General features: G+C 54.3%; 19 protein-coding genes. 1 reads left to right on the forward strand and 18 read right to left on the reverse strand.

Annotation, left to right across the window (positions count from 1 at the left end; translation table 11 throughout):
- Positions 1 to 106: 106 nt before the first annotated feature.
- Positions 107 to 901 carry an AIM24 family protein gene (locus ACYU7Z_RS09935; protein ID WP_460569949.1) on the forward strand — a complete coding sequence of 265 codons (795 nt, stop codon included), beginning with the start codon at positions 107 to 109 and terminating at the stop codon, positions 899 to 901.
- Between the two features lie 78 nt (positions 902 to 979).
- On the opposite strand, the gene ACYU7Z_RS09940 is transcribed toward ACYU7Z_RS09935, so the two are convergent.
- From ACYU7Z_RS09940 to ACYU7Z_RS10025, 18 genes are all read right to left on the reverse strand, one after another.
- Positions 980 to 1,402, reverse strand: a complete 423-nt coding sequence (locus tag ACYU7Z_RS09940) for a VOC family protein (protein WP_460569951.1) — start codon at positions 1,400 to 1,402, stop codon at positions 980 to 982.
- A 175-nt stretch (positions 1,403 to 1,577) separates the two neighbouring features.
- Complete coding sequence (locus ACYU7Z_RS09945) at positions 1,578 to 2,222, reverse strand: hypothetical protein (protein ID WP_460569953.1); 645 nt, start codon at positions 2,220 to 2,222, stop codon at positions 1,578 to 1,580.
- Positions 2,223 to 2,935: 713 nt separating this feature from the next.
- Positions 2,936 to 3,502, reverse strand: a complete 567-nt coding sequence (locus tag ACYU7Z_RS09950) for a hypothetical protein (RefSeq protein WP_460569955.1) — start codon at positions 3,500 to 3,502, stop codon at positions 2,936 to 2,938.
- Positions 3,503 to 3,627: 125 nt separating this feature from the next.
- Positions 3,628 to 3,972 (reverse strand): DUF3592 domain-containing protein, encoded by a 345-nt coding sequence (locus ACYU7Z_RS09955; protein ID WP_460569957.1) that lies wholly within the window; start codon positions 3,970 to 3,972, stop codon positions 3,628 to 3,630.
- A gap of 1,141 nt (positions 3,973 to 5,113) precedes the next feature.
- Entirely contained in the window at positions 5,114 to 5,665 is a 552-nt protein-coding gene (locus tag ACYU7Z_RS09960) for a hypothetical protein (protein ID WP_460569959.1), read from the reverse strand.
- Positions 5,666 to 5,823: 158 nt separating this feature from the next.
- Positions 5,824 to 6,696: a macro domain-containing protein gene (locus ACYU7Z_RS09965; RefSeq protein ID WP_460569961.1), complete on the reverse strand. Its 873-nt coding sequence runs from the start codon at positions 6,694 to 6,696 to the stop codon at positions 5,824 to 5,826.
- A gap of 106 nt (positions 6,697 to 6,802) precedes the next feature.
- A complete protein-coding gene (locus ACYU7Z_RS09970) occupies positions 6,803 to 7,108 on the reverse strand; it encodes a hypothetical protein (protein WP_460569963.1) in 306 nt (101 codons plus the stop codon).
- A gap of 700 nt (positions 7,109 to 7,808) precedes the next feature.
- Entirely contained in the window at positions 7,809 to 8,255 is a 447-nt protein-coding gene (locus tag ACYU7Z_RS09975; RefSeq protein ID WP_460572406.1) for a DUF1877 family protein, read from the reverse strand.
- Between the two features lie 166 nt (positions 8,256 to 8,421).
- Complete coding sequence (locus tag ACYU7Z_RS09980; protein WP_460569965.1) at positions 8,422 to 8,796, reverse strand: hypothetical protein; 375 nt, start codon at positions 8,794 to 8,796, stop codon at positions 8,422 to 8,424.
- A gap of 223 nt (positions 8,797 to 9,019) precedes the next feature.
- Entirely contained in the window at positions 9,020 to 9,511 is a 492-nt protein-coding gene (locus ACYU7Z_RS09985; RefSeq protein ID WP_460569967.1) for a hypothetical protein, read from the reverse strand.
- A gap of 547 nt (positions 9,512 to 10,058) precedes the next feature.
- Complete coding sequence (locus tag ACYU7Z_RS09990; protein ID WP_460569969.1) at positions 10,059 to 10,658, reverse strand: hypothetical protein; 600 nt, start codon at positions 10,656 to 10,658, stop codon at positions 10,059 to 10,061.
- Positions 10,659 to 10,803: 145 nt separating this feature from the next.
- Positions 10,804 to 11,298, reverse strand: a complete 495-nt coding sequence (locus tag ACYU7Z_RS09995) for a DUF4304 domain-containing protein (RefSeq protein ID WP_460569971.1) — start codon at positions 11,296 to 11,298, stop codon at positions 10,804 to 10,806.
- Positions 11,299 to 11,426: 128 nt separating this feature from the next.
- The gene (locus tag ACYU7Z_RS10000; RefSeq protein WP_460569973.1) at positions 11,427 to 11,942 is read right to left on the reverse strand and encodes a hypothetical protein; all 516 of its coding nucleotides are present in this window, start codon (positions 11,940 to 11,942) and stop codon (positions 11,427 to 11,429) included.
- A gap of 227 nt (positions 11,943 to 12,169) precedes the next feature.
- The gene (locus ACYU7Z_RS10005) at positions 12,170 to 12,658 is read right to left on the reverse strand and encodes a tyrosine-type recombinase/integrase (protein WP_460572408.1); all 489 of its coding nucleotides are present in this window, start codon (positions 12,656 to 12,658) and stop codon (positions 12,170 to 12,172) included.
- A gap of 9 nt (positions 12,659 to 12,667) precedes the next feature.
- Entirely contained in the window at positions 12,668 to 13,063 is a 396-nt protein-coding gene (locus tag ACYU7Z_RS10010) for a phage integrase N-terminal SAM-like domain-containing protein (RefSeq protein ID WP_460569975.1), read from the reverse strand.
- A gap of 492 nt (positions 13,064 to 13,555) precedes the next feature.
- The gene (locus ACYU7Z_RS10015) at positions 13,556 to 13,921 is read right to left on the reverse strand and encodes a DUF2200 domain-containing protein (RefSeq protein WP_460569977.1); all 366 of its coding nucleotides are present in this window, start codon (positions 13,919 to 13,921) and stop codon (positions 13,556 to 13,558) included.
- Between the two features lie 155 nt (positions 13,922 to 14,076).
- Positions 14,077 to 18,159 (reverse strand): malectin domain-containing carbohydrate-binding protein, encoded by a 4,083-nt coding sequence (locus ACYU7Z_RS10020; protein WP_460569979.1) that lies wholly within the window; start codon positions 18,157 to 18,159, stop codon positions 14,077 to 14,079.
- Positions 18,160 to 18,481: 322 nt separating this feature from the next.
- The gene (locus tag ACYU7Z_RS10025) at positions 18,482 to 24,223 is read right to left on the reverse strand and encodes a malectin domain-containing carbohydrate-binding protein (RefSeq protein ID WP_460569981.1); all 5,742 of its coding nucleotides are present in this window, start codon (positions 24,221 to 24,223) and stop codon (positions 18,482 to 18,484) included.
- Between the last annotated feature and the right edge of the window lie 77 nt (positions 24,224 to 24,300).

Consider the following 24,300-nt stretch of genomic DNA (forward strand, 5'->3'; position numbering starts at 1 on the left):
CTCAGGGTGACAGCGGGCAACCGGGCATCCTGGGCCTGTCGAAGGACGTCATTGCGCGGGCGGAGCAAACCACGAACAACAAACTACAAACCTCAAACTGTTTTACATGACTTCCCACGAAATCGACTACCGGATCATCGGTGAAGAAATGCAATGCGTCGAGATCGAGCTCGACCCCCAGGAGACGGCCGTAGCCGAGGCCGGCGCTTTCATGATGATGGACGATGGCATCCAGATGCAAACCATCTTCGGCGACGGCACCAACCAGAATGCGGGTCTCTTCGGCAAGCTGATGTCGGCCGGCAAGCGGATGCTCACGGGTGAAAGCCTCTTTATGACGGCTTACACCAACGTGGCTGGCAACGGCAAGCGCAAGGTGTATTTCGCGTCTCCGTACCCCGGCAAGATCATCGCGCTCGACCTGCAGCGTCTTGGCGGAAAGATGATCTGCCAGAAGGACGCCTTCCTCTGCGCCGCGCGCGGCGTCAGCGTCGGCATAGAGTTCCAGCGCAAGCTGGGCACGGGGCTTTTCGGCGGCGAAGGCTTTATCATGCAAAAGCTCGAGGGCGACGGCATGGCCTTCGTGCACGCGGGCGGCCACATCATCGAGCGGCACCTGCAACCGGGCGAGCTGCTCAAGATCGACACCGGCTGTATCGTTGCCTTCACCCCTTCGTGCAACTACGATATCCAGTTTATCGGTGGCATCAAGAATACCTTCTTTGGCGGCGAAGGCCTTTTCTTCGCCACGCTCCGCGGACCCGGCACCGTGTGGATCCAGTCGCTGCCCATCTCGCGCCTCGCAAGCCGCGTGCTTCAGTACGGCTCCGCCGGCGGTCGCAAGGAGGAAGGCTCGATCCTTGGCGGACTGGGCAATATGCTCGACGGGGATGGCTGGTAAAAACGGCAGGGCCGCAGCGGTTGCTGCGGCCCTGCTTACGCCGACCGGCACGTAGACGTACGGTCTTCCCGTATGCGGCTATTTTTTCGGGAAATCCACCATCCATTCAATACCAAACTTGTCGCGGAACATTCCGAAATAGGAACCCCAGGGACTATCGCCGATGGGCATTTCAATCGTTCCGCCTGCTGAAAGCCCGGTAAAGAGCTTGTCGGCTTCTTCACGACTTTGTGCGGTGATGGCTATTTTAGAACGGTTCTCATTTTCATCTACGCGCCCCATGCTTGCCGGAACATCGTTTCCCATCAAAACGTTGTTGCCTATTGGCAGGGCAATGTGCATAATCTTATCTGCATCGTTTTCCGCTACCGGGAAGTCGGGGCTTGAAAGATCCTTCAGCCGCATGACCATTGCGAACTCTCCGCCAAATACCGATTTGTAAAAATTGAATGCCTCTTCGGCGTTGCCGTTGAAGTTGATGTGCGGATTGATAAGTGCCATAAGTTGAGTTGTTGATTTGTAGGCCAAACGTATCACAGAACCAGCAGACTGATAAGGGAGGATCGCGTCAAAAAGGAGGTGATTTGCGGTCGGGGCTCTGTAAAGTTCGCATGGACAAGGCAGTCCAATTATGGTGATGCTGAAGACTGCCTGATACGCCGTAGGCCGATTAAGACTATTGCACGCTGCCAGAAGGGAATGCAAACTCGCTTACTTTCTGAGTGGGACAGTAGTTAACAATGATTGGATACCTGGCCGCTGCTTCTTTGCGCACCATAAGAAACACCAGGTGCGGATGATCAGCGCTAAGAAACTCAAATACCGCGATATCGCTGTTATTGGGAAGCAACTTTATCCGAAGAACAGAGCCGAGGTTTGCGTTTTTCAATTGTACCTGGAATGTCTGCCTGGCGGGACGTACAGGAGTTGTCGTCACATATTGGACGATCCCTTCCGCATCTTCAAAACTCATCCGGCCCTCCAAAAACGATATTCTTGTATGATTACCCCAGTCAGAGGGAGCATACAGAAAATAGCTTCCCCGAAATGCGTAAATACGAAGCCACTGGCTTGCTGGCAGCACCGTTTTCGCGTTAGGCATCAAATGCCCCCGACCTTCAACGTCGACGCGCCCGAAGTCTGTCAGCAGGGAATAGTACGGCGAATGGGGCCGGTTGTCCTGGAACAGCGCATGGTAAAAATCCGCAGTCAGGTGTCGCTCAATAAATAGCGTGTCGAACGGCCGCGCTTGCGCAAATAAGCCCCGGCCTCCCTGCAGGATTGAAATTCCAAAAAGAAATAGTTTATACGGGTACTTCACTGCTTGTGGATAACGGTCATGGCGTTGCGCTGTGGCCGGTGAATGAAAGATACTTCAACTTTAGCAAAGAAGGCTTCGCTACAGCATCCGTTGTGAGCGACCGGGAATTGACCCTTTGGCAACTTAGTGAAGACAGGAACATAGGGAGGCCAGTGCAACCGGCCCTTTCTTCAGACAGCGGCTAACGACCAATGCTTAACGCTGGCAGTGACCTAATGCGTGATATGAAAGGAGGGAAAATGGCTAACGTAACCACCGCAGTTGTGCACAGTCAGTCCGGGTATCTTCCCGGATCCTGTCAAAGTCGGGCCGTCGCGCCTCCTGACCCGGTATTATCGGCAAAGGCATGCAATATGCTCGGACTGCTAATCCTGATCGAAGATCGTATTCAGGTTTATAGGCATATCTTTACCTGCTTATGGCCTGGTTGAACGGTTGCTAATAGGAGCACCGTGGATGACCAGGAAGAACTATCCCGCAGCCAGAAATACCTAATTCAGCAACCTTAAATTTAATTATATGTCGAAAAAGACGGCTAAGAACAGGAAGAACAAGCCCACTCAACGGAAAAGCTCAGCGCAGAAGAAAGCGAAAGCACAGAGAAAAGTAAGATAAGATCAAAACGCACAGAGCCTGGTTAACAAGACCGGGCTTTTTTCGTTTTACGACTACGCCATCATTTTTTTGTGTCAGGCGCTGACGCGCCCGCATGTCTACTTAGGAAGACCGAAAAACCTATAGATCGCACCTAAAACAGCCTCCGCTCTTGCAAAGTCTTCAACAGCGGTAAAGTGGCGCGCGTAAGCTTCGGGGGATTGATAGTAGAACTGACGCTGGCCAGGTTTATTGATCAATTGAAATTCGTAGAGCTTGCCATCCAGGACCCAGCCGGGATCTTTGTCTACCAGCTCCTGCAGCTTCGACATACCCTTCAGTTGAAGCAGTCCCAGTGATTTCAGTTGGGCCCATAGACTGTCTGCCGATCCGGAACCTGCAACTTCGACGTAAGCAAAGGAACTATCGACAATCAGCAGTTTAAACATGCGAGCTGTCCATTCCCCATTTGCCTGTGCCAGCAGGAAGCATTGGCAATCCCCTCTCCGGTGAGACAGGGAAACCATGCGCAACTCAACGTCATTAGCGTGGGACAGATTAAACGCACTGTCCAGCCATCGCCACTGGGGAAATGTCGTCAGCGGGTTTGGGTTTGATGGACATGCTTCCTGGGCCGCAGTGACGCAGCTAAACAAAAACGACAGCATGATCAGTTGGAGTCTCATGGGTTGCACCTAACCACTAAGGCTCTGCGCGCCGTGGCCGGGAATGAAGTTAGTAAATAACGAAGTTGCTGAAGGCCATAGCGCAACAACCCTGTTTCGGGCATTGCCTCCATCAGGAGATCGCGTTACTTGAAAGAACGTTCGAAGTCGATGGTAAAACGTTGCGGGTTCGCACGATCATATACCACAATGACCGGAATTGGTGGATTGAGTCGGTACTGGGTGACAAAGCCGACGACCGGCTTACCTGTGATTTCCCTCCCGTCGATGGTCAAAAAAGTAACGGTTGGCTCATTCAGATTACCGCCCATTCGATACCTGTCATTGCCTGCGCTTTTGCGCACGTCATTTGCGACAATAGTCCCCGGCACCGGGACACCCGTCCGCTTCAGGCGACCTGCTTTAGACCGCTCAAGCAGCGCAAAGCCGATCAATACTCCAATAATCGAAAAAACGACTATGAATTCCATCGCTGAGATCTTGAGTGTTTTGTAAGGTCGGCTTGCTGCGGTTTGGCGCTGGCAGTCGAACTAAGTTAGCGTTTTGCTTTGAGACAGCAGGCTAGCGCAAGAGCCTCTGTTATGCGCCGCCGGTCAAATGGGAGGTGGAATTGCCTTTTGACACGCTCAAATAATGGTCTTCCTAAGCGATCGGGGCCTATCCAAGTACCATTTTATGTATCGCTGTTTAAGGCTATTGAGATTTAATGCAGTGCGCAGTCTGGAACGTCGCGGTAGCAGATCCATTATCGACTCGTTTATTTCGAGATTCAATATCTTCCTGCGGCTGGAATAATCTGTCATATTGTAACGTGATACGGGTTGACCAAACAGTTCAAAGAATCGCCCTCGATACTCCACAATATCCCATCCGTAGAAAACCGAGATCGTAAAGCCGTCCCAAGCATCCACAACAACCTGGTCGATATTTAGGTCAGGTCGGTTTAGTTTCAAAAACGAATCCAAATTGTCAGATGCATTAAGTCTACGAAGCGTTTCCTTAAGTTCAGCTCTGTCCATGCCACCACAACAGCAAACCATATGAAAATCTTTAGTCACCTTTAGTACATCCTTTTTACGAATTGCCGTTAGGTACCTTTTTACATAATCAGTTCTATAGTTGTCCTTAGACTCATTCAGATTGGATAGAAGCCTTCGCACTACTTCCTCCGAAACAATTAGCTTCCTAACTCTAATTTGATTGGAGTCAACTCGTGACCTTCTGCTTGCCGAGTCGAAACTTTTCCGCAACTCATAATGACTCGTAATCAAAAAATGAGTGTCATTGGACTTAGTAAACTTCGTGACTTCGTTTATATCGTAGTTACCAGAGCTGAAAGGAGTATAGCCTTTATAGTAACGTACTACAAATGAGTCAGGAAGCTGCGCAAATGAGTGTGTGGCGCATAAAACAAGGACAAAACACAAAAGGCGAACCATTATATAGCTGATTGATTACATTTCATTCCCCTTAGATTAGAGAACAGTAGGTGGCTGCTAACGACCAGGGCTTTGCGCCGGCCGTCTAGCTTAGTGAAGATATGAAATGAAACGACCTAGGCTAGCGCAACAGCCCCTGTTACCCGCAGTGCCTCGAAGCACGCCTGTTCCATTAGCAAGGGCCAACGAGCTTAAGTCCACTTTTTGGAATCGCCTTTTTGAATGCTTTGTCTGACCCTGGCGTCCTGGTCGAAAAGTGAAGATTGAAATACTTACAGGGATGACAAAGAATTGTTTCATTCCGATCAATAAAATTGACATCGAATGAAACCGCATTGGCTCTGGTCAGCCAAAAGATGTGTGGCAAAAAAGAAAGTAACTCAGTACTCTCAACCACAAAGCCACCTGTATAATTCTTTGCGGCACCAAGCTTCCGAAGGTACATTCGAGCAGCCCGGACATGGTCTTGGAACGGTCCTTGCCGGAACAGCCAAGGCGCACTGGTGTCGCCAAAAAACAAGACTTCATTGATGGACATTAGCTGCAGCAGCTCAGTAAGGCCATTAGTAACCGCGGCGAGCCGAACGCTGTCGGCCCCTTCCCCACCAGATAGGTAATAATTGTCCAGAATTGGTGGATAGGTAAATTCTTGGGTCCGCCAGTTTGCTCTAGGAAGGGAAGCGTAAGTATTTAGGGCAGTTCTCCTGCCAATCATTTCGGGCATAAAGCTGGTTCAAGGCATTGCGGGTAACGACCAGGGCTTTGCGCTGGCCGGTCGAACTGCAAAGTACTTGAACTTTAGTAAACTAGGCTAGCGCAACAGCCCCTGTTATGCGCTGTTCAAAGCAGCCCGCGGCCTTTTCAAGAGGCGGATTGTCAGGCTTAAATTTGCAAGGATTTCATGAATTGTATGGCCTCTTCAAAATCTGAAGGGTTATAATCCTTGGGACTAATGACAATGGACATCTCTCTTGAAATCCTTGATCGCCTGGCAAAGATTGCATACGAGAGGATTATACTTTGGACTATTAGCAGGTGAGATAGGTTTACATTGCCAAGGCCGGCACCTAAAACCGGGATAGAAAACTTCTTTTTTCGACCCTCAATTCCTATTTTCTCCCAAAGTCCATTTAGTGCCTGGTTTAACAGTATCGGATCAGATTGAGTTTGCTTTTCTTTGCCTTGATACGATAATTTAGTTAGTACAACGACAAACACCCTCTTTTGTGGGTGTTGCAGAACTGCGACTGTCCCCACCGGATATCTAAATTTTCGGCCGAAAGGCTTGTTTTCTTCCCATAAAGCAATATGGTCTTTACCCTCGAGACTTTTGTCAATCTGATTATTTATAAAGTCAACATCGTTGTTGAATAGCCGGGAAATCAATTGACTTTTAACCGACACTCCAGTAGTTTGATTAAAACTAAAGTCGAAAAAATCACTACTACCTATTACAATATCCTCATCCTCCTCTAACAGATCCCCAACTCTTAAAGAAATACTAGTTTGAGCGCTTTTGAATTGTTTTGTGAACGATGTTTTAGGAAAAGCAATGCAAATGGCAGCTATAAGTGATGCAAATACCGATATTATCAAAGCCCATGGATCCAATGAATCGACAAATTCCTTAACATCAACACTCAAAGCACTTGGGCACTCAATTGATAGCCAAATTGTTCCAAATACCAAAAAGAAGGCCTGTAATAGCAACTTCCAGTTGTTCTGAAAAAGGTACTTCCATCTATTTTTTGTCATAGCAGCAGGTTTCCGTAATAGCGCATAACGGACAGGGCTTTGCGCTGGCCGGTGGCCTTAAAGATACTACGACCTTAGGAAAAGCAGGCTAGCGCAACAGCCCATGTTATGCGCCGTCATCTCGAAGGAAAGTCCAGCCTGAAGATGATCCTCTGAATTCGTATTCAGCCTGTTCTACAGCACCTTCAATAGTATCATGATAGGTATCTGTCAGAGCGTTCCAATTCGAGTCACAGTAGAATAGATAATATCCACTGTCGTTGAGGTACTGGCAAATTGCCAAGCTGGCAAATGACTTAACTAAGGCGCCATCAATGAAATGCTTTGTATTTCCGGTTCCCCTAAATTCATCTGAAAGAACTAAATATGCTATTGTCCTTGCCTTACCAATAATTGGTGGAGCTTTTTCCATGGTTAGAATTTACGACTGAACGCGATGGCGCATAACGACCAGGGCTTTGCGCTGTGGCCGAGCGTGAAGTTAGGAACTATCGTAGTTGCTCAGAGGCCATAGCGCAACAGCCCCTGTTGGCCGCAGCCGGTCGGGGAAATACCCATCCCGAAGCAATGATAGCTCCGAATCATCTACAAATAATTCGGATGAAAGATGTGTCCTGCCCGTTACTATTACTACGACGGAAATACAAAGTATCACTACCGCCTCGTTTATAGACGCTGTCTCCGGTTTGCAATGCTTACGATTCAGGTAAGTTTTCGATTGCTAGATGACTGGCTTCTATTAACCTTTTTCCAAGAGATATCTTAAGGTAACAAGCATTACGGCCTTGGTATTTGTACTGCTCAATCCTACCATTTAGTTCAGACGCTAGAAGCGAATTCTTTTGATCTCGTATCTTTTTCCCGAAGAACGAACTAACAAAATAAATACAGCCCGCTCCTACTATAAGAAGACCCATCCTAGTTTTCGCTTCCATTTATTTAGAGTGTTACAGTCTATATCTCGTTTGGTATTGAATACCACTCTGATATTAGTTTAGGAAAGCAGGTTGCGGCCAACGACCAGGGCTTTGCGCTGGCCGGCGTGCTGTAGGAAAGGTAGTAAATAAAGTAAGCCAGGCTAGCGCAACAGCCCATGTTGGGCGCTGCGGCGGTTATCCAGAGAAAGCCACAATATAGTCCTTGTGCCGGGCAGCTTCTATTAGCAGTTCCTTGACAGGAATAAAGTCCTGTAAAAGATGATTTTCCGTGTACGCTTGGTTGGGTCCCGTCCTCCAGCGCCAAAGGCAAGGATAAATTTTAGCCCTGTTTAGTTCCTCTGGATCAAAAAGGGATATGAAAGCTTCATTTGAGATCGCACCTAGCATTCCGGCAACTGCTTCGATGTCAGCTGGGGAAGTATAGGAGACGCAAAGACTATGGCCATTAGGGTTATCAATGAAGTTTCTAGTAGGCTCAAATAATTGTCGGATTATATCAGCCTGGTCAGCGCCCTTATGCTTTACTAACAGGAAGGCAAAGGCTAACCCCGTACTTTGTATTGTAGCTCGTCCATTACCAGCGGAAAAGATATTGACCGCACTAAGGCCCTCCTTCTCGATGGTTTCGAAGACTTTTTGTTCACGCGGTAAAAGGTTGTTGACTGACTCATCTTAAAGACTGGTAGTAGCGCCCAACGACCAGGGCTTTGCGCTGGCCGGTCTGCTTTTGGGAAGATATAAAATTAGGAAAACTAGGCTAGCGCAACAGCCCCTGTTGTGCGCAGTTCTATTCAAAAGGCTGACCCACCGAATAGTATGTGAATGCCGAATCTATAACTATCCGACGCTTTATGTTGTGATGAGCGCCATTTGTTACAAAATTGACAATCTCTCCAGCGGTATTTCGGTGATATAATAAAAAAGTGCGTGCCATACCGAAAAGGCCGCCGTCCTTGTTTTGAATATTATATCCTATTTCGCCGTTCCCAGCAACATCAATACCTACCACAAGTCCTTTATCTACCAGCATACGAGTTCTTTCTAGCCCCTTCAATAAGGAGTCATTGACCTTTGGAGGATAATCGTCAGAGTACACATTGAAATATCGCGGATCTTTTCGGCTGTATATAGACACCTTATTTTGAATTTCGATTGCAGACATTCGGTATAACTCAAGAGATCATTTGACTCTTTCGAAGTCACTTTTAACGCCACAGCGAGAAAACAAATACAACAAAAGAACTATGGTGGAGAAATTTTTCAACTCTACAGCTTTTAAGGAATCTGAATTGCGCACAACGACCAGGGCTTTGCGCTGGCGTCAGTTATAAAGATATTTCAACTTTAGGAAAGCAAGCTAGCGCAACAGCCCCTGTTAGCCGCCGTCATTTAGGAGGTGTCTTGTTAGTAAGCTGATAACCACATGTTCTCCAATGATCAAGGATAGCAGCGACTATAGTATTCTCGTCATTGAAGTCCAGGTGCAAGTCGTACTCATGGCAGAACAATAACTCAATTTGAGGTTTGTCTGCAATTATTGAAAGGTCGTCCTCTTTAAATGTTCCTGCTCCCGACGCCTCTGCTTCAGAAATTTTGGTTAGAATCTCGTCCAGCCCTATTTGAAACGGCGTCCATCCACCGTACTCGTTGCCCCAAGGCCAGCCAAATAAAAGATCAACAGTTTTTATATTATAAGAACGGAGAAGTTCAATAATGAACGTCAACTCAGGCAGACGCTGGTCAAATGTCAAAATAGGAGTTCTAATACTGTTTTTGTAATTCATCAGTTGGTAGGTCCATGAATGGCGGCTAACGACCAGGGCTTTGCGCTGTGGCCGTGAATTTAAAGAATGGTTTGAAATGAAACGACCGGCCATAGCGCAACAGCCCATGTTATGCGCCGTCGCGTCTAGTGTGCCGCTAGACCTCCAAGCGGCCATTCCCTTCAGCGAAGCCAGCATCACGATATTCTATTTCTTTCAAGATAAATGCCCCAGTAATAATACGCTATGCTGAAAGTGGTGAGGAAAAACAAAAGAGTTATTACAGTAGCTACCAGTACTGGCCTAAAAATGCTGCTTCGTGTGAGCCTGAAGCAAACTACCCAAATAATAGAGCCAAGCAAAGCTGTCAAGATAATGGGTCCTTTGAAATAAACTTGGGTCGCTATCCATTTCGACTCGTATGCAACTATTGGCATTGCAAGGAGCGAGTTCAAAGTAAGGAATGCAGCACTGGCTAAAACAGCAAAAATGAAACTAAAAATAATCTTGATAATTGTTGTTGCACTCATAGTCGGCGAACTTGCTGATTGCGCAACGACCAGGGCTTTGCGCTGTGGCCGAGCAACAAGTTACAAATTATAGGACGGTTCGGAGGCCATAGCGCAACAGCCCCTGTTGGGCGCTGTGCTTCGCGAGGAGACTACCAACTATAATTTGAAATATTGAACTTCTCTAACCACTCGATCCGCCAGCCATTAGCTTCTTTCCTTGCACGAAGCCTATACTTCTGTCCTTTCTGCCAGCTCCACCAAAAAGATGCAACCTGACCATCGGAAACCACGCCCATGATGCCAAATTTGCGCCAAGGATTGGACGGATAATCCTGACAGTCGCACCAACCGCTGGCATCAGAATATGGCGGCATTTCACCAACGTAGTATTTTTCCTGGTTCCTTTTCAGCTCCTTGTCGAGGAAAAGAGCGAGACTGTCGTAACGGCGTATAAATGTCGATGTAAACAAGTTTGTAACTTCCAACTGACCCATGCGATGCCGATGCCTTTTCCAGTCAATTGACCGGTAGATACTGTCGCCGGGAGATGGGCCCATTGGCGTAAAATCCCCAGCACGGTCTTTTTCATGCCACTTTAATAAGTTTATGACTAGAGCTCTAAGCGCCACACTATCGGACACCGAAGACCTGCTGTTCGCCGCAACAGGCGGCTTTTGAGCCTGAACGTAAATGCCGAAAAATAAAAGACTTGAAATCAATATCGATCTTCCGAAAATTAAAAAACTCATTACTCTGTGCAGTTAGTGATTTAGGAGTGTACCGCATAGCGCCCAACGACCAGGGCTTTGCGCTGTGGCCAAGAATGAAATTACGAACTATAATGACTGTTCGTAGGCCATAGCGCAACACCCCCTGTTAGCCGCCGCCGGCCCACTAGAAGGACACGTCAGAGCAGAGGTCCAGATACTCCAGACGCTTCTTTTCGGTCAGACCGGGCGCAGTTCCTCCTCTCCACAAAGCAACTAGGTCCGCGGAAGTCGCAATTCCCAAAAGTTCAGGCAACACAGACCCGGCGAGAATATTAGCAATTTCTGATGCAGCCGCCTTTAATTCACTTTCATTGGTAATCGTCCACCAATGGTCTCTGGGAGGAACCATGTACTCTCCAATTCGTCGCTCATAGTGACGTTGGTCCTTTTCCAGTATAGAAGTGTCTTCAAGCTTATAGACTAGAGAAGAAAAGAGACCAATATTGACTGTAATCTTCAATAGCGAAGATGTAGAACTCATGCTGCTTTGTAAGTTCACATAGTAGGTCAGATCGCCGTTTGAGTAAATGAAATTGTTACCGGAACGCCTAAAGCCATGCGGCTTTAATATCTCGGACATCGAGAAAATTATTGCTTTCTTGAAATCTGCACTTTGCATAAAGGAATGTAGGTGGCGGCTAACGACCAGGGCTTTGCGCTGGCCGTATAGCTTAGTGAAGATATGAAATGAAACGACCTAGGCTAGCGCAACAGCCCCTGTTAGCAGCAGCCTGGCAAGATTGAATGTTAGTTCCCGTAGAGAAGTCCTAAAGACCCCTTTCGAAGCACTTTTGAAAAAGGAAGCCCTTCATGCCATTCCGTTCCAGGAACGTCTAAGACAATTTCAGCTTTATTACCGCAGTCCAGGTATATCGTGTATGAATCCAAAGGTTTCTTTTTCTTGGGAGCGTCCACTTTTGAAATGATACCCGACACAAGGATGTCGTTTTGCATACCAAAGTATCTATTTGCTAAGAAAATATAGCCTTGGAAAGAGCGAAGAAAAATCAAGGTTGCGAAAATCGTTAACGCAAATACAGCAAGAACGTTGCGCCATTTAGCTTGTGCAGGCGCACGTTTGTACCCTCCATAATAAGCGTAAAGTACACCGAGAACCAGCGAAGGAAGAAAGCACCATCGAAACGTGAGTGCCAGAGCTTTTTTGTCCTCCCGAAATGGAAAATGAAACGATCCCCATAAGCCAAGTCCAACGAATAAAAGAAACGGGACTATATACTTGAGATCTGTTTTTGTTAATGCCATTGTTAGGCCTTACGAACTTAGGAGTGTAGGGTTGCTGCTAACACTTAAATATCCGCAATCTCCGCCACCCGACAAAACACCCCTACGAAACCGAACCCCTTGTAAACCAGATCCGATTCATTTCGCTTTTTGAGTAGTCCATCGGCAGGTTGCGGGGCAACAGCCCTTTCCGGCTACTTCGAATACGAAAGACCGTTCTCCCAGGCTATTGCAAAAACGCATGGCCTTCAGAGCTCCAGGTTGAGGTCGTCCAGCGGGCTGCGCAGCTGCGTCAGCGGACGCTTCGCCACATGCGCATACCGTGCCGTCGTCCGAAGGTCGTTATGGCCCAGTAAGGTCTGGATAAACCGGATGTCCGTGCCCCGCTCCAGCAGGTGCGTGGCATAAGAATGACGCAACATATGCACGCTCCCCTTTTTCACAATCCCCGCCCGTCGCTTGGCCGCCTGCAGCACCAGCTGCGCGCTGCGCGCACTATAAGGGCCACCGCCCTCGCCCTCGAAAACGTACTCCTTCGGCCGGTACTGCCGCACGTATACTTCCAACAGCTTCAGCAGCGCCGCGCTCAGGGGCAGCATCCGGTCCTTCTTGCCTTTCCCCTGACGCACATACAGCACCATGCGCGCCCGGTCGATGTCCGCGAAACGAAGGTGCACCAGCTCGCTCACCCGCAAGCCTGCGCTATAGGCCGCCATCAGCAAGGCGCGGTGCTTCAGGTTCGGCTCCTACTGAATAAGCCGCTCCACCTCCTGCGGCGCCAGCACCTGCGGTAACGTCTGCGGCTTCTTTGGCCGCGGCAGGTCATAAAACTCCTTGCCCCGCCCCTCCACCTGCTCAAAATAAAACTTGAGCGCATTGACCGCCGTATGCACGTGCAGGTCGCTGTACCGGTATTGCTGCAGCAGGAGCAGGAGGTAACTCTGCACCTGTTCCTTGCTCATCTCCCGCACCGGGATTGAACCCAGCTGCCGCAGCAGGAAATGAAACTCGTTGCCATAGGTTCGCCGGGTATTCGGACTGTATCCCTTCAGCTGAAGCAACTCGGTAAACTTCCGGTACGCCTCCCGGTTGGCCTCGGTCAACGGTTGCTGCAAGAGTATGTCGGCACGGGCTTTCGACAAGCCCGCAGCGCCGGTTGCATCGAGCAGGGCCCCGTTCCTGCAGGTAGGCCGCAAGCGCTTCCGTCTGCAGTAACGCCTTACCGGCCAGCGCTGCTTTCAATGCGTTGTAGCTTGCCTGCCCGAGGGCAATATACCAGCAACGATACGTGCGGCTCCAGCGCGCATCTGCCAACGCGCGCACCGCCGCCAGTACGGCCGCCCACTCGCGCTCGAACCGGATTCCGATCCGCTCCGCAGCACGATGATGAAAAGCCGTCAGGGTTACAACCGGAAGCTCCATGCGCCAAAGCTCCCAACGCCGGGCCGTAACGCCATGTGCTTTTGACGCCGGTTTCGCGTTGTTTTTCCCACCCGGCCCGGCAACATCTCACCCACGTTATACCGGGCAATCACAAAGGGCCGCCCACGGGCAGCCCTTTGTCCTTCGTATCCTGTGTCGTTCCGAAATAACTCTTTCAAAACAGGCCGCATCCGTTGCGAGCGCCCGTTCGCCTACTCGCTCCGGAAGATCTTCTCCAGCTTTCGCCCCTTCGCCAGCTCGTCTACCAGCTTATCCAGGTACCGCACCTGCCGCGTCAGCGGGTTTTCGATCTCCTCGATCCGGTACCCGCAGATGACGCCCGTGATCCGTACGGCATTCGGGTGCAGCGTGGCCCGCCCGAAAAAGGTTTGAAAGGTCACCCCCTCGTCGATCAGTTCCTGCAGCGTGCGCCCGTCGAAGCCGGTGAGCCAGCCAATTACAGCGTCCAGCTCCGCGCGGGTCCGCCCCTTCTTTTCCACCTTGGCCACATAGGCCGGGTACACAGAAGCAAAGGTCATGTTGGCGATACGCTGATCATGTGCGGCGGTTGTGTTCATCGGGTTGCATTTGGGTTCCTTACGCAAGTTCCTGAAAAATGCAGTTCCGCGAAAATGCCGCGCTACGGCAGCGCAACAGGAAAGGCCGCCTCACCGAGACGGCCTTTGTTCGCCCCGCCGCCCTTTGAACGGGCTGCGGGTTGAGGGTTTTTACATTAATGGCCCGAGAGCAGGAACGACAGGGCCTTTCTCCGCCCGCCCAGCGTCACTTCCAGGAAGTACATTCCATTGGCCAGCCGCGCGCGGCCGAGGTCGATGGGCAGTCGCAGCACCGGCCCGGGCAGCTCGCGCCGTTCGGTCAGCAACGCAGTGCCCGACGCCGAATACAGCGTGTAGGAAAGATTGCCCTGCACCGGCCTTGAAAATGCGATCGAAAGACGTCCCGATGTAACCGGGTTCGGAAACAGGCGCAGCTCCACAGCGTCACGACTTGCGCCCGCCGAAGGCAGCAGCGGCTCCCGCGCCACGATCAGCCCACGGGTCGTGGATGCCAACAACACTTCTATCGCCGACACCTTCGCGTTGTCTTTTCCACCCACGCTTGTCAGCGAGGAGAAGTTGATGTTGAGCACACCGTCGGTGACATTTACGATGAAGCTTTCCGTAGTAGCAGTAAACGCACCCACCTTCGCCACGATATCATAGTTATCAAGCTTCTTCACGCCTTCGATCGATACGTCGAACACGCGGCTTCCCGCCGTCGTCCAGTAGATCTCCGCGAAGTGCAGCACCACGCGGTACTGTCCGTTGGTTACCGGGAAAGCATAGCTGAAGTTGTTGCCCCAGCGCTCACTTTGGTAGATGGCATCATCCGTCGTGCCGTTGATGCCAGCAGTGGTACTATACGTATTCCCGGGTGTCGGCGTGAACCTGCTGTCCGCGGCAAACGTTCCGATACTATTGGTCACCTGCGGGCCGCCGGCGTTCACGCGGTAGAGAACGGAGGTGACCGGTGCTGGATTCACCACGATACTTACCGCGTCGGAACTGCTTGAAGCACCCGCATTGTCGGTCACCACGAGCGCAAACACATAGGTTCCCTGCACGAGGCCGCTGACGGTCGGTGCCGCAACCGTCTTGCTGCTGAAGCTCGCTGTATTCGGACCGCTCACCTGCGTCCAGCTGTAGCTGGCAATCGTGCCGTCGGCATCTGTCCCCGAGCCGCTCAGCGCGGTACTATTCGTTGGCAGCGTAAGCGTTTGGTCCGGGCCCGCGTTCGCCACCGGCACCGTGTTGGTAGTGGCACTGAGGATCTCGATGGCCGACACCTTCGCGTTGTCTTTTCCACCGACGCTTGTCAGCGAGGAGAAGTTGATGTTGAGCACACCGTCGGTGACATTTACGATGAAGCTTTCGGTCGTCGCCGTGAACGCACCCACCTTCGCCACGATGTCGTAGTTATCAAGCTTGCGTACGCCTTCGATCGATACGTCGAACACGCGGCTTCCCGCCGTCGTCCAGTAGATCTCGGCGAAGTGCAGCACCACGCGGTACTGTCCGTTGGTTACCGGGAAAGCATAGCTGAAGTTGTTGCCCCAGCGCTCCGACTGGTAGATGGCATCGTCCGTCGTGCCGTTGATTCCAGCAGTGGTACTATACGTATTCCCGGGCGTCGGTGTGAAGCTGTTATCCGCAGCAAACGTACCGATGCTGTTCGTAACCTGCGGGCCGCCGGCGTTCACGCGGTACGTCGCGGTCGATGCGGCTGCGTCGAGGTAGAGATAGTCCCAGGTTGCCGTAAAGGAAGGGCCTCCCCGCGAGGTGGAAATGATCCCCGCCGCCAGGTTCGTACTACCCCTGAGCGCATTCAGCAGGGCACCGCTGACCACAATCGGTGAGCCTGCATTGACGACCGCACCGCGGTTCGGCGCATAGGCCGCCTGCACACTGCCCGTGGCCGGGTCGTAGGTCAGCAGCAGTTCCAGCGTCGTGCCTGGGATGCCGCCTGCAACCGGGTACTGGAAGCTCGTGGCAACACCCGCGTTCTCGTATACCACCTGGATGCCACCGGCGCCACCGTTGGCATTGAGCACGATCTTGATATAATTATCCTGGTCGCCGTTGCCGAGGTAGATGCCCTGCGACTGTGATCCCTGCGGCACCTGGTTATTGAAGAAAGGTCCTGTCATGGCCGAACGGAACGTGAACGCGACACCGCCCGTGTGCACCCCGAACTGGAATCCGTTCTGCTGCGTGTTGAGCGATCCCAACGCATCGCCGGCCGGCACATCCACCACCGAAAAGGCGCCGATAGCGCCGCCGGCAATGAGGTTGTCGCTGTTATACAGCCGTTGATAGTCGCTGTCCTGGTTGCTCATCAGCCCCGTGAAGCCAACACCAAAGAAGCCGGTACCGGGGTTATTGTTGAAGAGGTCGTAGTGCAGCGGCAGCGCCGTGCTGTTGCCATTGGTTGCATCGATGGCAAAGGCATCTGTCTTGTCGCTGATGCCATCGTTGTCGTCGTCGGGATCGTTGAGGTCGGAGATATGATCGCCGTCGAAGTCGGCCGGCTTGCTCGCGCCCGAGCAGGGGTTGGTGCCGTTGGCGATCTCGTCGGCATTGGTATAGCCGTCGCCATCCTCGTCGGTCGTGTTGTTGGCGCCCGTGCAGGAGCCGATACTTTGCGGCTCGAAGATCACCACGGCGTCGGCGCCATAGGTGATGGCCCACACGGTGCCGGGAAAAATATCATTGTCGCCCTGCGCCACCAGGTCGATCGGTGTGGCGCCGAAGTTGGAGGCGAAGTCGGGTTCCTGGTTGAGTTTCGTAACAGGGTCGCGCGCGTTGGTCACGCCGGTGCCATCGGCCGTCAGCTTGATCACGGCGATCGCTCCGTTGTATTCGGCAGCCAGCAGGCATCCCTTCAGCGCGCCGTTGAAGTTCGATGCCGTATACTCCGTGATCCCGTTGGTCGACGAGTTGAAGGTCAGCGGAGAGCCGTCTTCCGTTCCCGGCATTTTGAAATCACCCTGCCGCGTATCGGCCATGCCCAGGGGCACCGGCGGCCAGTTGGCGGGCAGCGGGTTGGGCCCGCTGGTACTCGTCCGGAAAACACCCGTCGTCCCGTTGTGCGTATAGAGCCCCGCGCCGGCCGGGTTAGCGCGCACCGGGCAGGGATGTCCCGCGTAGAACGAGCCCGGCACATAGGTATCGATGTTGCCGATATAGTGGAAGTTGTCCAGGTTGTTCACCTGTCCTTCTGTAGCCGTCGGCCCCGTAGAGCCCGGCTCGCCGGCCACATAGGCATTGGTTACATTGGCCGTGCCTTCGCCGGCGGGATAGCCGCCCCAGCCCTGGTTGGCACCGTTGTCGATGGTGTACAGACGGCGGGCTTTCGTGAGCACGAGGTCGTAGGCATTGCGGTAGCCCGAAGAATAGATCTGCACCGGGCCGCCGGCCACGAGCATCGCCTGGTTGAGACCGTCATTTCCTCCGAAAGGATCGTTCACATCGCTCCCGTCGGGGTTGTTGGCGCGCGTCGGGTCGTCAAGTGTCGGGAGGTCGTATTTATACGTATTACTTCCGCTGCCTTTCGTGGGCATGGCCAGGATCGTGTTGAGGTTGATGGAGAGTACCGCGGCCGACAGGGCATACTCGCAGGTATAGTTGAAGTTGGTCGACGGCGAGCCGGCGTTGGTAAAGCCTCCCACTGCAACGAACAGCGTGTTGGTGCTTTCGTCGAGCTGCATGCCGTTCACCGAATGGTATTCTTCCGATCGCGGCAGGCCCCGCACGAGGTCGATCTTCACCCAGGCCGTGCCATTCCAGGTGAGCATCGAGATGATCCCGGAGTTCGTATCGAGGTTCGTTTCCAGGCCGGCTCCCGTAGCGGCGCGGTAGTCGCTCGAACTCACGTAGATGATTGGGTTGGCTGCCGTGCCTTTCACGAGGATACCGGTGATCTGCCGGTGCGTCTGCGACGTGTTCACCGATCCGTCATCATCGTGGTTCGGTATGCCATTGATCAGGGAGATCGTTTCGAAGGCCGTGGTGGAATAGTCGTTCGGCCCGTTGCGGCGCACCGTATGGATGCGGATGAAACCCGCCTGCTCCGAAATGTACAGGCGGTTGTCGGGGCCAAACTGGATCGATGTCGGGTTGAAAATCGTTGCGCCGCTCATCAGGCGCAGTGTGCTGGAGGAAAAGCTGTACTGGGCGCTGGATGCGTGGGAAAGCAGGAGCAGGAGCAGGCATAGAAAAGCGCTGCAGCCTGCCTTGCAGGTTTTTTGTCGGAGCATGGTCGGGATTGTTTATGTGTTAGGTTAGCATAGACCGGAACAGGTTGGCAGCGCAGACACGATGTCTTCGCTGCTGCAGAGGGTTTTTCAGGTGATGTATCGGGTTGTCTCAACCGTCAGCACAAGGATCAGGACAGCTTTTTCCGATTGTGATTGCCATACAAAAAGAGTGCTAAGGATATACGTTACTGCAAGTGATTAAGTATGAATCCGGTTACGCGGAAAGCCTTGTCCCGGGGAAACCCGGCGGTGCGACCGATTGTAGAAATACGGATGCACCGGCGGGAAACGAACCACGGATCGTCGGCCCTGGCCAACCCCATCATCGGCCGGTGAATAGTACCTGCACCGTCTTCCGGTAGCTACCCGCCGACAGCTCCAGGTAATAAACGCCATCCGCAAGGCTGTACCGGCTGAAGTCGAGCTCCAGCAACAGGGTTGCCGCGGGCAGCGACTGTTTCTCCAGCAGCAGCCGGTCGCCGGTTCCGGAATACAACGCATAGGAGAGCTCGCCCTGCAGGGGCAGCGGGAACTGCACCGAGATCCGTCGCGATGCGGAAGGGTTGGGGTATACCGCCAGGGGCAGGTCATCCGGAGTGGCTTCATCCTTGCCCAGCCCGGCCAGCGCCGCGTTTGCCGGCGTTGCCGTCCGCGTCACGGCCGCATTGTCGATCACGGTGAAGCTCACGGTGAGCGGTGTACCGGCCGTACCCGTTCCACCGGCAGCGCTGTAGGGCGTTCCGGTGAGGCTGTAGCTGCCCGTTGCGGGTGTCCACGGATTGTAGTTGCCGGCGTTGTCGCCAAAAAGTGCGTACGGCGCGCTGGTCTCGGTGACGTTGCGCACCTGCGTTCCACCCAGCGCAAACACAACGCTGCCGACTGTTGCAGGCACCGTGTTGGCCCGCACATTCAGGTTGCGCGTGGGCAGCGTGGCGAGGTTGATCGTAGCGCCGCTCGCCAGCGTCATGAGGTCCTGCTCGTTATCGGCATTCACCAGGGTGAAGCTGCCCAGGGCCTGCGTGCCACCGGCCGGCAGGACCTCGATGGCCGACACTTTCGCATTGTCTATGCCGCCGTCGCCCGCCGCCGAGCTGAAGTCGATGTTGAGCGTGCCATCGGCAACACTCACGACAAAGCTTTCGGTCGTAGCCGTGAAGGCACCGGCCTTCGCCACGATGTCATAGTTATCAAGCTTCTTCACGCCCTCGATCGATACGTCGAACACGCGGCTTCCGGCTGTTGTCCAGTAGATCTCCGCGAAATGCAGCACCACGCGGTACTGCCCGTTGGGTACCGGGAAGGCATAGCCGAAGCTGTAGCCCCAGCGCTCACTTTGGTAGATGGCATCATCCGTTGTGCCGTTGATAGCGGCGGTGCTGCTGAAGGCTCCGCCGGATGACGCGGTGAAATAATTATCGGCGGCAAAAGTGCCGATGCTGTTGGTCACCTGCGCCCCGCCGGCGTTGATCCGGTACGTGCTGGCGCCGCCGGTTGAGCCCGCATTCACCGTTACCGTCACCTGGTCGGCAACGCTCGTTGCTCCTCCGTTATCGGTCACCACAAGCGCAAACACATAGCTCCCTTGCACAAGGCCGCTTACGGTCGGCGCCGCAACTGTCTTGCTGCTGAAGCTCGCTGTATTCGGCCCGCTGACCTGCGTCCAGCTGTATGAGGCAATGCTTCCGTCGCTGTCCGTGCCGGAGCCGTTGAGCGTTACCGAGTTCGCGGGCAGCGTGAGTGTTTTATCCGGCCCCGCATTCGCCACGGGCGTCGCGTTTGTCGTAGCGCTGAGGACTTCGATAGCCGACACTTTCGCGTTGTCCTTTCCTCCCACCGCCGTAAGCGAGCTGAGGTTGATGTTGAGCGTGCCATCGGCAACACTCACGACAAAGCTTTCGGTCGTAGCAGTAAACGCACCCACCTTCGCCACGATATCATAGTTATCAAGCTTCTTCACGCCCTCGATCGATACGTCGAACACGCGGCTTCCCGCTGTTGTCCAGTAGATCTCCGCGAAGTGCAGCACCACGCGGTACTGCCCGTTGGGTACCGGGAAAGCATAATCGATCGTGTTGCCCCAGCGCTCCGTCTGGTAGATGGCGTCATCCGTAGTGCCATTTATGGCCGCGGTCGTGCTGCTCACATTGCCCGGCGAAGGCGCGAAGCTGTTATCCGCCGCAAAGGTCCCGATGCTGTTCGTCACCTGCGGGCCACCGGCGTTGACGCGGTACAATGCCGACGTGCTGGTACCGCCACCCGTACCGCTCAGGCTGCTGGTTGTGGTACCGTTCTGACCCGAGTGCGTCACCTGCAGGCTTGCCGTCTGGCTGCCGGAAGCCGTGGGACGGAACGTTACCGTGATCGGCACGCTTTGCCCGGCACCGATGACAAACGGCAGTGCATACGGCGAGCTGAAGGTAAAGGCGCTTCCGCCGCTGAGCGTGATGGCCGACACTAAAATGGCCTGGTTGCCGCTGTTGTTGGCGATAACGAGCGACTGCGTGCTGCTGCTGTTCAGCGCCACCGATCCGAACGAAAGCGAGGCCGGCGCCGTCAAGGTGCTTTGTGTCAGCGCGGTGCCGCTGGGCGTTGTGGGCGCGAAGAAGTAGAAGGCTTCCTGCGTGGTCAGAAGAGGGGTTGCGCCGCGGTTGCCCGGACCCGCCGCCGTATAGATCCCGCCGTTGCTCGCGATGGCCTGCGTTCCGTGCCGCCCCTGCTGCAGGTCGGCAAGCCGCCGCCAGGTGCCGGTGGTTACGTCGAGCGCTTCGGTCTGCACATGTGCCGCCACCTGCGAGCCGCTCTCGCCGCCGATCACGATCACTTCGTTGCCGAGCACTACGTTGCTGGCGCCTGCCCGCTGTGTGGGAATGTTGCTGCCAGCCGGAAGAGTCGACCAGGTGCCGGCGGCAAAGTCGAACACATCCACCTGGGGTATGGTCAGCTCCACGTCCTGGCCGGTGCTGGCCGAAGAGCGGCGCCCGCCGGCCACGTAAAGCTTGCCGTTGACGACAACCACCTGTATGTGATCGCGCTCACGCGGCGCATCCGGAAGCGTCCGCCACGTATTGGTCGCCGGGTCGTATTCATCAAACCATTTCACCCAGCCGGCCCAGTGGCCGTCGGTGATGCCCCCAACGAGGTAGATCTTGTTGTTGTACAGCACCGCGCCCGCCGCGCCGCGGCGGCGTGCCTGCGGTATGGTGGCACCCGTGTGCCACCTGTTGGACGCGGGATTGTAGATATACAGGTTGGGCACCGGCGTCTCGTGCGGGTAGGCACCGGTGAATGCTCCGACAACATAGACCAGGCCGCCGAAAGTGAGCGCCTGGAAATGGTGCAGCTCCAATGGCTGGGAAGCCTTGTCGGTCCACACTTTTGTCGACGGGTTGTATTCCTGCACGGGCTTGCTGCCGCGGCCGCCGAGGAGGTAGAATTTATCGCCAGCCTGCACGTAGGCATTCTCTTCCCTTGGGGTGAAGTTGCCCGATGCAGGTGTAAGCGTTTGCCAGTTGCCGGTGGCCGTCACCGCATTGGCGTCGAGGTAGAGGTAGTCCCAGGTAGCGGTGAACGGCTGCCCGCCCCGCGACGTGGAAATAATACCGGCCGCGAGCGTTGTGGTTCCCTTGAGCGCATTCAGCAGCGCGCCGCTCAGCAGCACCGGCGACCCGACATTGACCTGGGAGCCGCTGCCCGGAATATACGCCGCCTGCACGCTGTTGGTGCCCGGATTGAACTGCAGCAGCAGGTCGAGCTGCGAAGCCGGGATGCCACCGCTGATGGCATACTGGCTGCTCGAAACGACTCCCGCGTTTTCGTATACGACCTGGATACCACCCGCACCGCCGTTGGCATTGAGCACGATCTTGATATAATTATCCTGGTCGCCGGTGCCGAGAAAGATGCCCTGCGACTGTGATCCCTGGGGCACCGCGTTGTTGAAGAAAGGACCGGTCATTCGGCTCCGGAACGTAAAGGCTGCCCCGTTCGTCTTCAGGCCGAACTGGAAGCCGTTCTGCTGCGTGTTGAGCGTACCCAGCGCATCACCCGCCGGCACATTCACTACCGAGAAGGCACCCACGGCGCCGCCGGCAATGAGGTTGTCGCTGTTGTACAGTTTCTGGTAATCGCTGTCGCGGTTGCTCATGAGGCCCGTAAAGCCAAGCCCGAAGAAGCCCGTGCCCGGGTCGTTGTTGAACAGGTTGTAGTGCAGCGGCAATGTCTTCGAGCTGCCGTTGGTTGCATCGATGGCAAAGGCATCGGTCTTGTCGTTGATGCCGTCGTTGTCGTCGTCGGGATCATTGAGGTCGGAGATATGATCGCCGTCGAAGTCGGCCGGCTTGCTGGCCGCGGAGCAGGGGTTGGTGCCGTTGGCGATCTCGTCGGCATTGGTGTAGCCGTCGCCGTCCTCATCGCTCGTATTGTTGGCGCCCGTGCAGCCGGCGATATCCTGCGGCTCGAAGATGGTCACTTCGTTGGCGCCATACGTGATGGCCCACACGGTTCCCGGGAAGACGTCATTGTCACCCTGCGCCACCAGGTCGAGCGGCGTTGCTCCGAAGTTGGACGCAAAGGGTGGCTCCCGGTTGAGTTTCGTTACCGGGTCGCGCGCATTGGTCACGCCCGTACCATCAGCGGTCAGCTTGATGACATCGATAGAGCCGTTATAGCCGGCCGCGAGCAGCACGCCTTTCAGCGCGCCATTGAAATTCGATGCCGTATACTCCGTGAGCCCGTTGGTCGACGAATTGAACGTCAGTGGAGAGCCGTCCTCGGTGCCGGGCATTCTGAAATCGCCCTGCCGCGCATCGGCCATGCTCAGGGGCACCGGCGGCCAGTTGGCGGGCAATGGGTTCGTACCTGTTTTGCTGGTGCGGAAAACACCGGTTGTGCCATTGTGCGTGTAGAGCCCGGCACCGGACGGATTGGCGCGTACCGGGCAGGGGTGCCCGCCATAAAAGCTCCCCGGTGTATAGCTGTCGATGGCGCCGATGTAATGGAAGTTGTCGAGGTTGTTCACCATGGGCTCGGTGGCGGTTCCCGAAGTAGAGCCGGGCTCTCCGGCTACATAGGCATTGGTCACGTTGGCCGTGCCTTCGCCGGCCGGATAACCGCCCCAGCCCTGGTTGGCGCCATTGTCGACGGTATATAGTTTCCGCGACTTCGTAAGCACGAGGTCGTAGGCATTGCGGTAGCCGGCGGAGTAGATCTGCACGGGTCCGCCCGCAACAAGCATGGCCTGGTTGAGACCATCGTTGCCGCCAAAGGGATCGTTCACATCGGTTCCGTCGGGGTTGTTGGTGCGCGTCGGGTCGTCGAGCGTGGGCAGGTCGTATTTATACGTGTTGTTGCCGCTGCCTTTTGTCGACATGGCCATAATGGCGTTGAGGTTGATGGAGAGAATGGCGGCCGACAGCGCGTACTCTGTCGTGAAATTAAAATTCGTCGACGGTGAGCCGGCATTGGTGTGTCCGCCGACGGCAAGGAAGAGGGTGTTGCTCTGATCGTCGAGCTGCATCCCGTTCACAGAGTGGTTTTCTTCCGATCGCGGCAGGCCGCGTACGAGGTCGAGCTTCACCCACGCAGTGCCATTCCAGGTAAGCATGGAGAGAATCCCCGAATTCGTATCGAGGTTAGTTTCCCCACTGGGGCCACCGATGCGGCTGTCGCTCGAGCTCACATAGATCACGGGGTTGGCGGCCGTGCCGCGCAGCAGGATACCGGTGATCTGCCGCTGGGTGACGGAGGAATTGACCACCCCATTATCGTCGTGATTCGGAATGGCATTCACCAGCGTGATGGTTTCGAAGCCCGTGACCGAATAATTGTTCGCGCTGTTGCGCCTCACCGTATAAATACGGATAAACCCGGCCTGCTCGGCGATGTACAACCGCCGGTCGGGCCCGAACTGGATGGAGGTGGGATTGAACACAGTGGCCCCGTTCAACTGAAGGCCACTCGACGTAAAGCTGTATTGAGCGTGGAGCGTGAGCGTGCAGAACAGGAGGGCGAGCAGGCTCCACAGCCTGTTCGGGCCGGTGGTTCGGGTAATACTGCGGCAATGCATAACCGTACGGATTTAGGTTGGTGATCGGAGCGTGAGAAACGACGGGTAACCAAATCAGCAGGTCAGATGCCGGTGAA

The sequence above is a fragment of the Flaviaestuariibacter terrae genome (assembly GCF_054777635.1).

Bases quoted from the DNA above. Each gene is read 5' to 3' on its own strand.
- ACYU7Z_RS09935 (WP_460569949.1), top strand. From the start codon at position 107: ATGACTTCCCACGAAATCGACTACCGGATCATCGGTGAAGAAATGCAA.
- ACYU7Z_RS09940 (WP_460569951.1), bottom strand. From the start codon at position 1,402: ATGGCACTTATCAATCCGCACATCAACTTCAACGGCAACGCCGAAGAG.
- ACYU7Z_RS09950 (WP_460569955.1), bottom strand. From the start codon at position 3,502: ATGAGACTCCAACTGATCATGCTGTCGTTTTTGTTTAGCTGCGTCACT.
- ACYU7Z_RS09955 (WP_460569957.1), bottom strand. From the start codon at position 3,972: ATGGAATTCATAGTCGTTTTTTCGATTATTGGAGTATTGATCGGCTTT.
- ACYU7Z_RS09960 (WP_460569959.1), bottom strand. From the start codon at position 5,665: ATGCCCGAAATGATTGGCAGGAGAACTGCCCTAAATACTTACGCTTCC.
- ACYU7Z_RS09965 (WP_460569961.1), bottom strand. From the start codon at position 6,696: ATGACAAAAAATAGATGGAAGTACCTTTTTCAGAACAACTGGAAGTTG.
- ACYU7Z_RS09970 (WP_460569963.1), bottom strand. From the start codon at position 7,108: ATGGAAAAAGCTCCACCAATTATTGGTAAGGCAAGGACAATAGCATAT.
- ACYU7Z_RS09980 (WP_460569965.1), bottom strand. From the start codon at position 8,796: ATGTCTGCAATCGAAATTCAAAATAAGGTGTCTATATACAGCCGAAAA.
- ACYU7Z_RS09985 (WP_460569967.1), bottom strand. From the start codon at position 9,511: ATGGCCGGTCGTTTCATTTCAAACCATTCTTTAAATTCACGGCCACAG.
- ACYU7Z_RS09990 (WP_460569969.1), bottom strand. From the start codon at position 10,658: ATGAGTTTTTTAATTTTCGGAAGATCGATATTGATTTCAAGTCTTTTA.
- ACYU7Z_RS09995 (WP_460569971.1), bottom strand. From the start codon at position 11,298: ATGCAAAGTGCAGATTTCAAGAAAGCAATAATTTTCTCGATGTCCGAG.
- ACYU7Z_RS10000 (WP_460569973.1), bottom strand. From the start codon at position 11,942: ATGGCATTAACAAAAACAGATCTCAAGTATATAGTCCCGTTTCTTTTA.
- ACYU7Z_RS10015 (WP_460569977.1), bottom strand. From the start codon at position 13,921: ATGAACACAACCGCCGCACATGATCAGCGTATCGCCAACATGACCTTT.
- ACYU7Z_RS10020 (WP_460569979.1), bottom strand. From the start codon at position 18,159: ATGCTCCGACAAAAAACCTGCAAGGCAGGCTGCAGCGCTTTTCTATGC.
- ACYU7Z_RS10025 (WP_460569981.1), bottom strand. From the start codon at position 24,223: ATGCATTGCCGCAGTATTACCCGAACCACCGGCCCGAACAGGCTGTGG.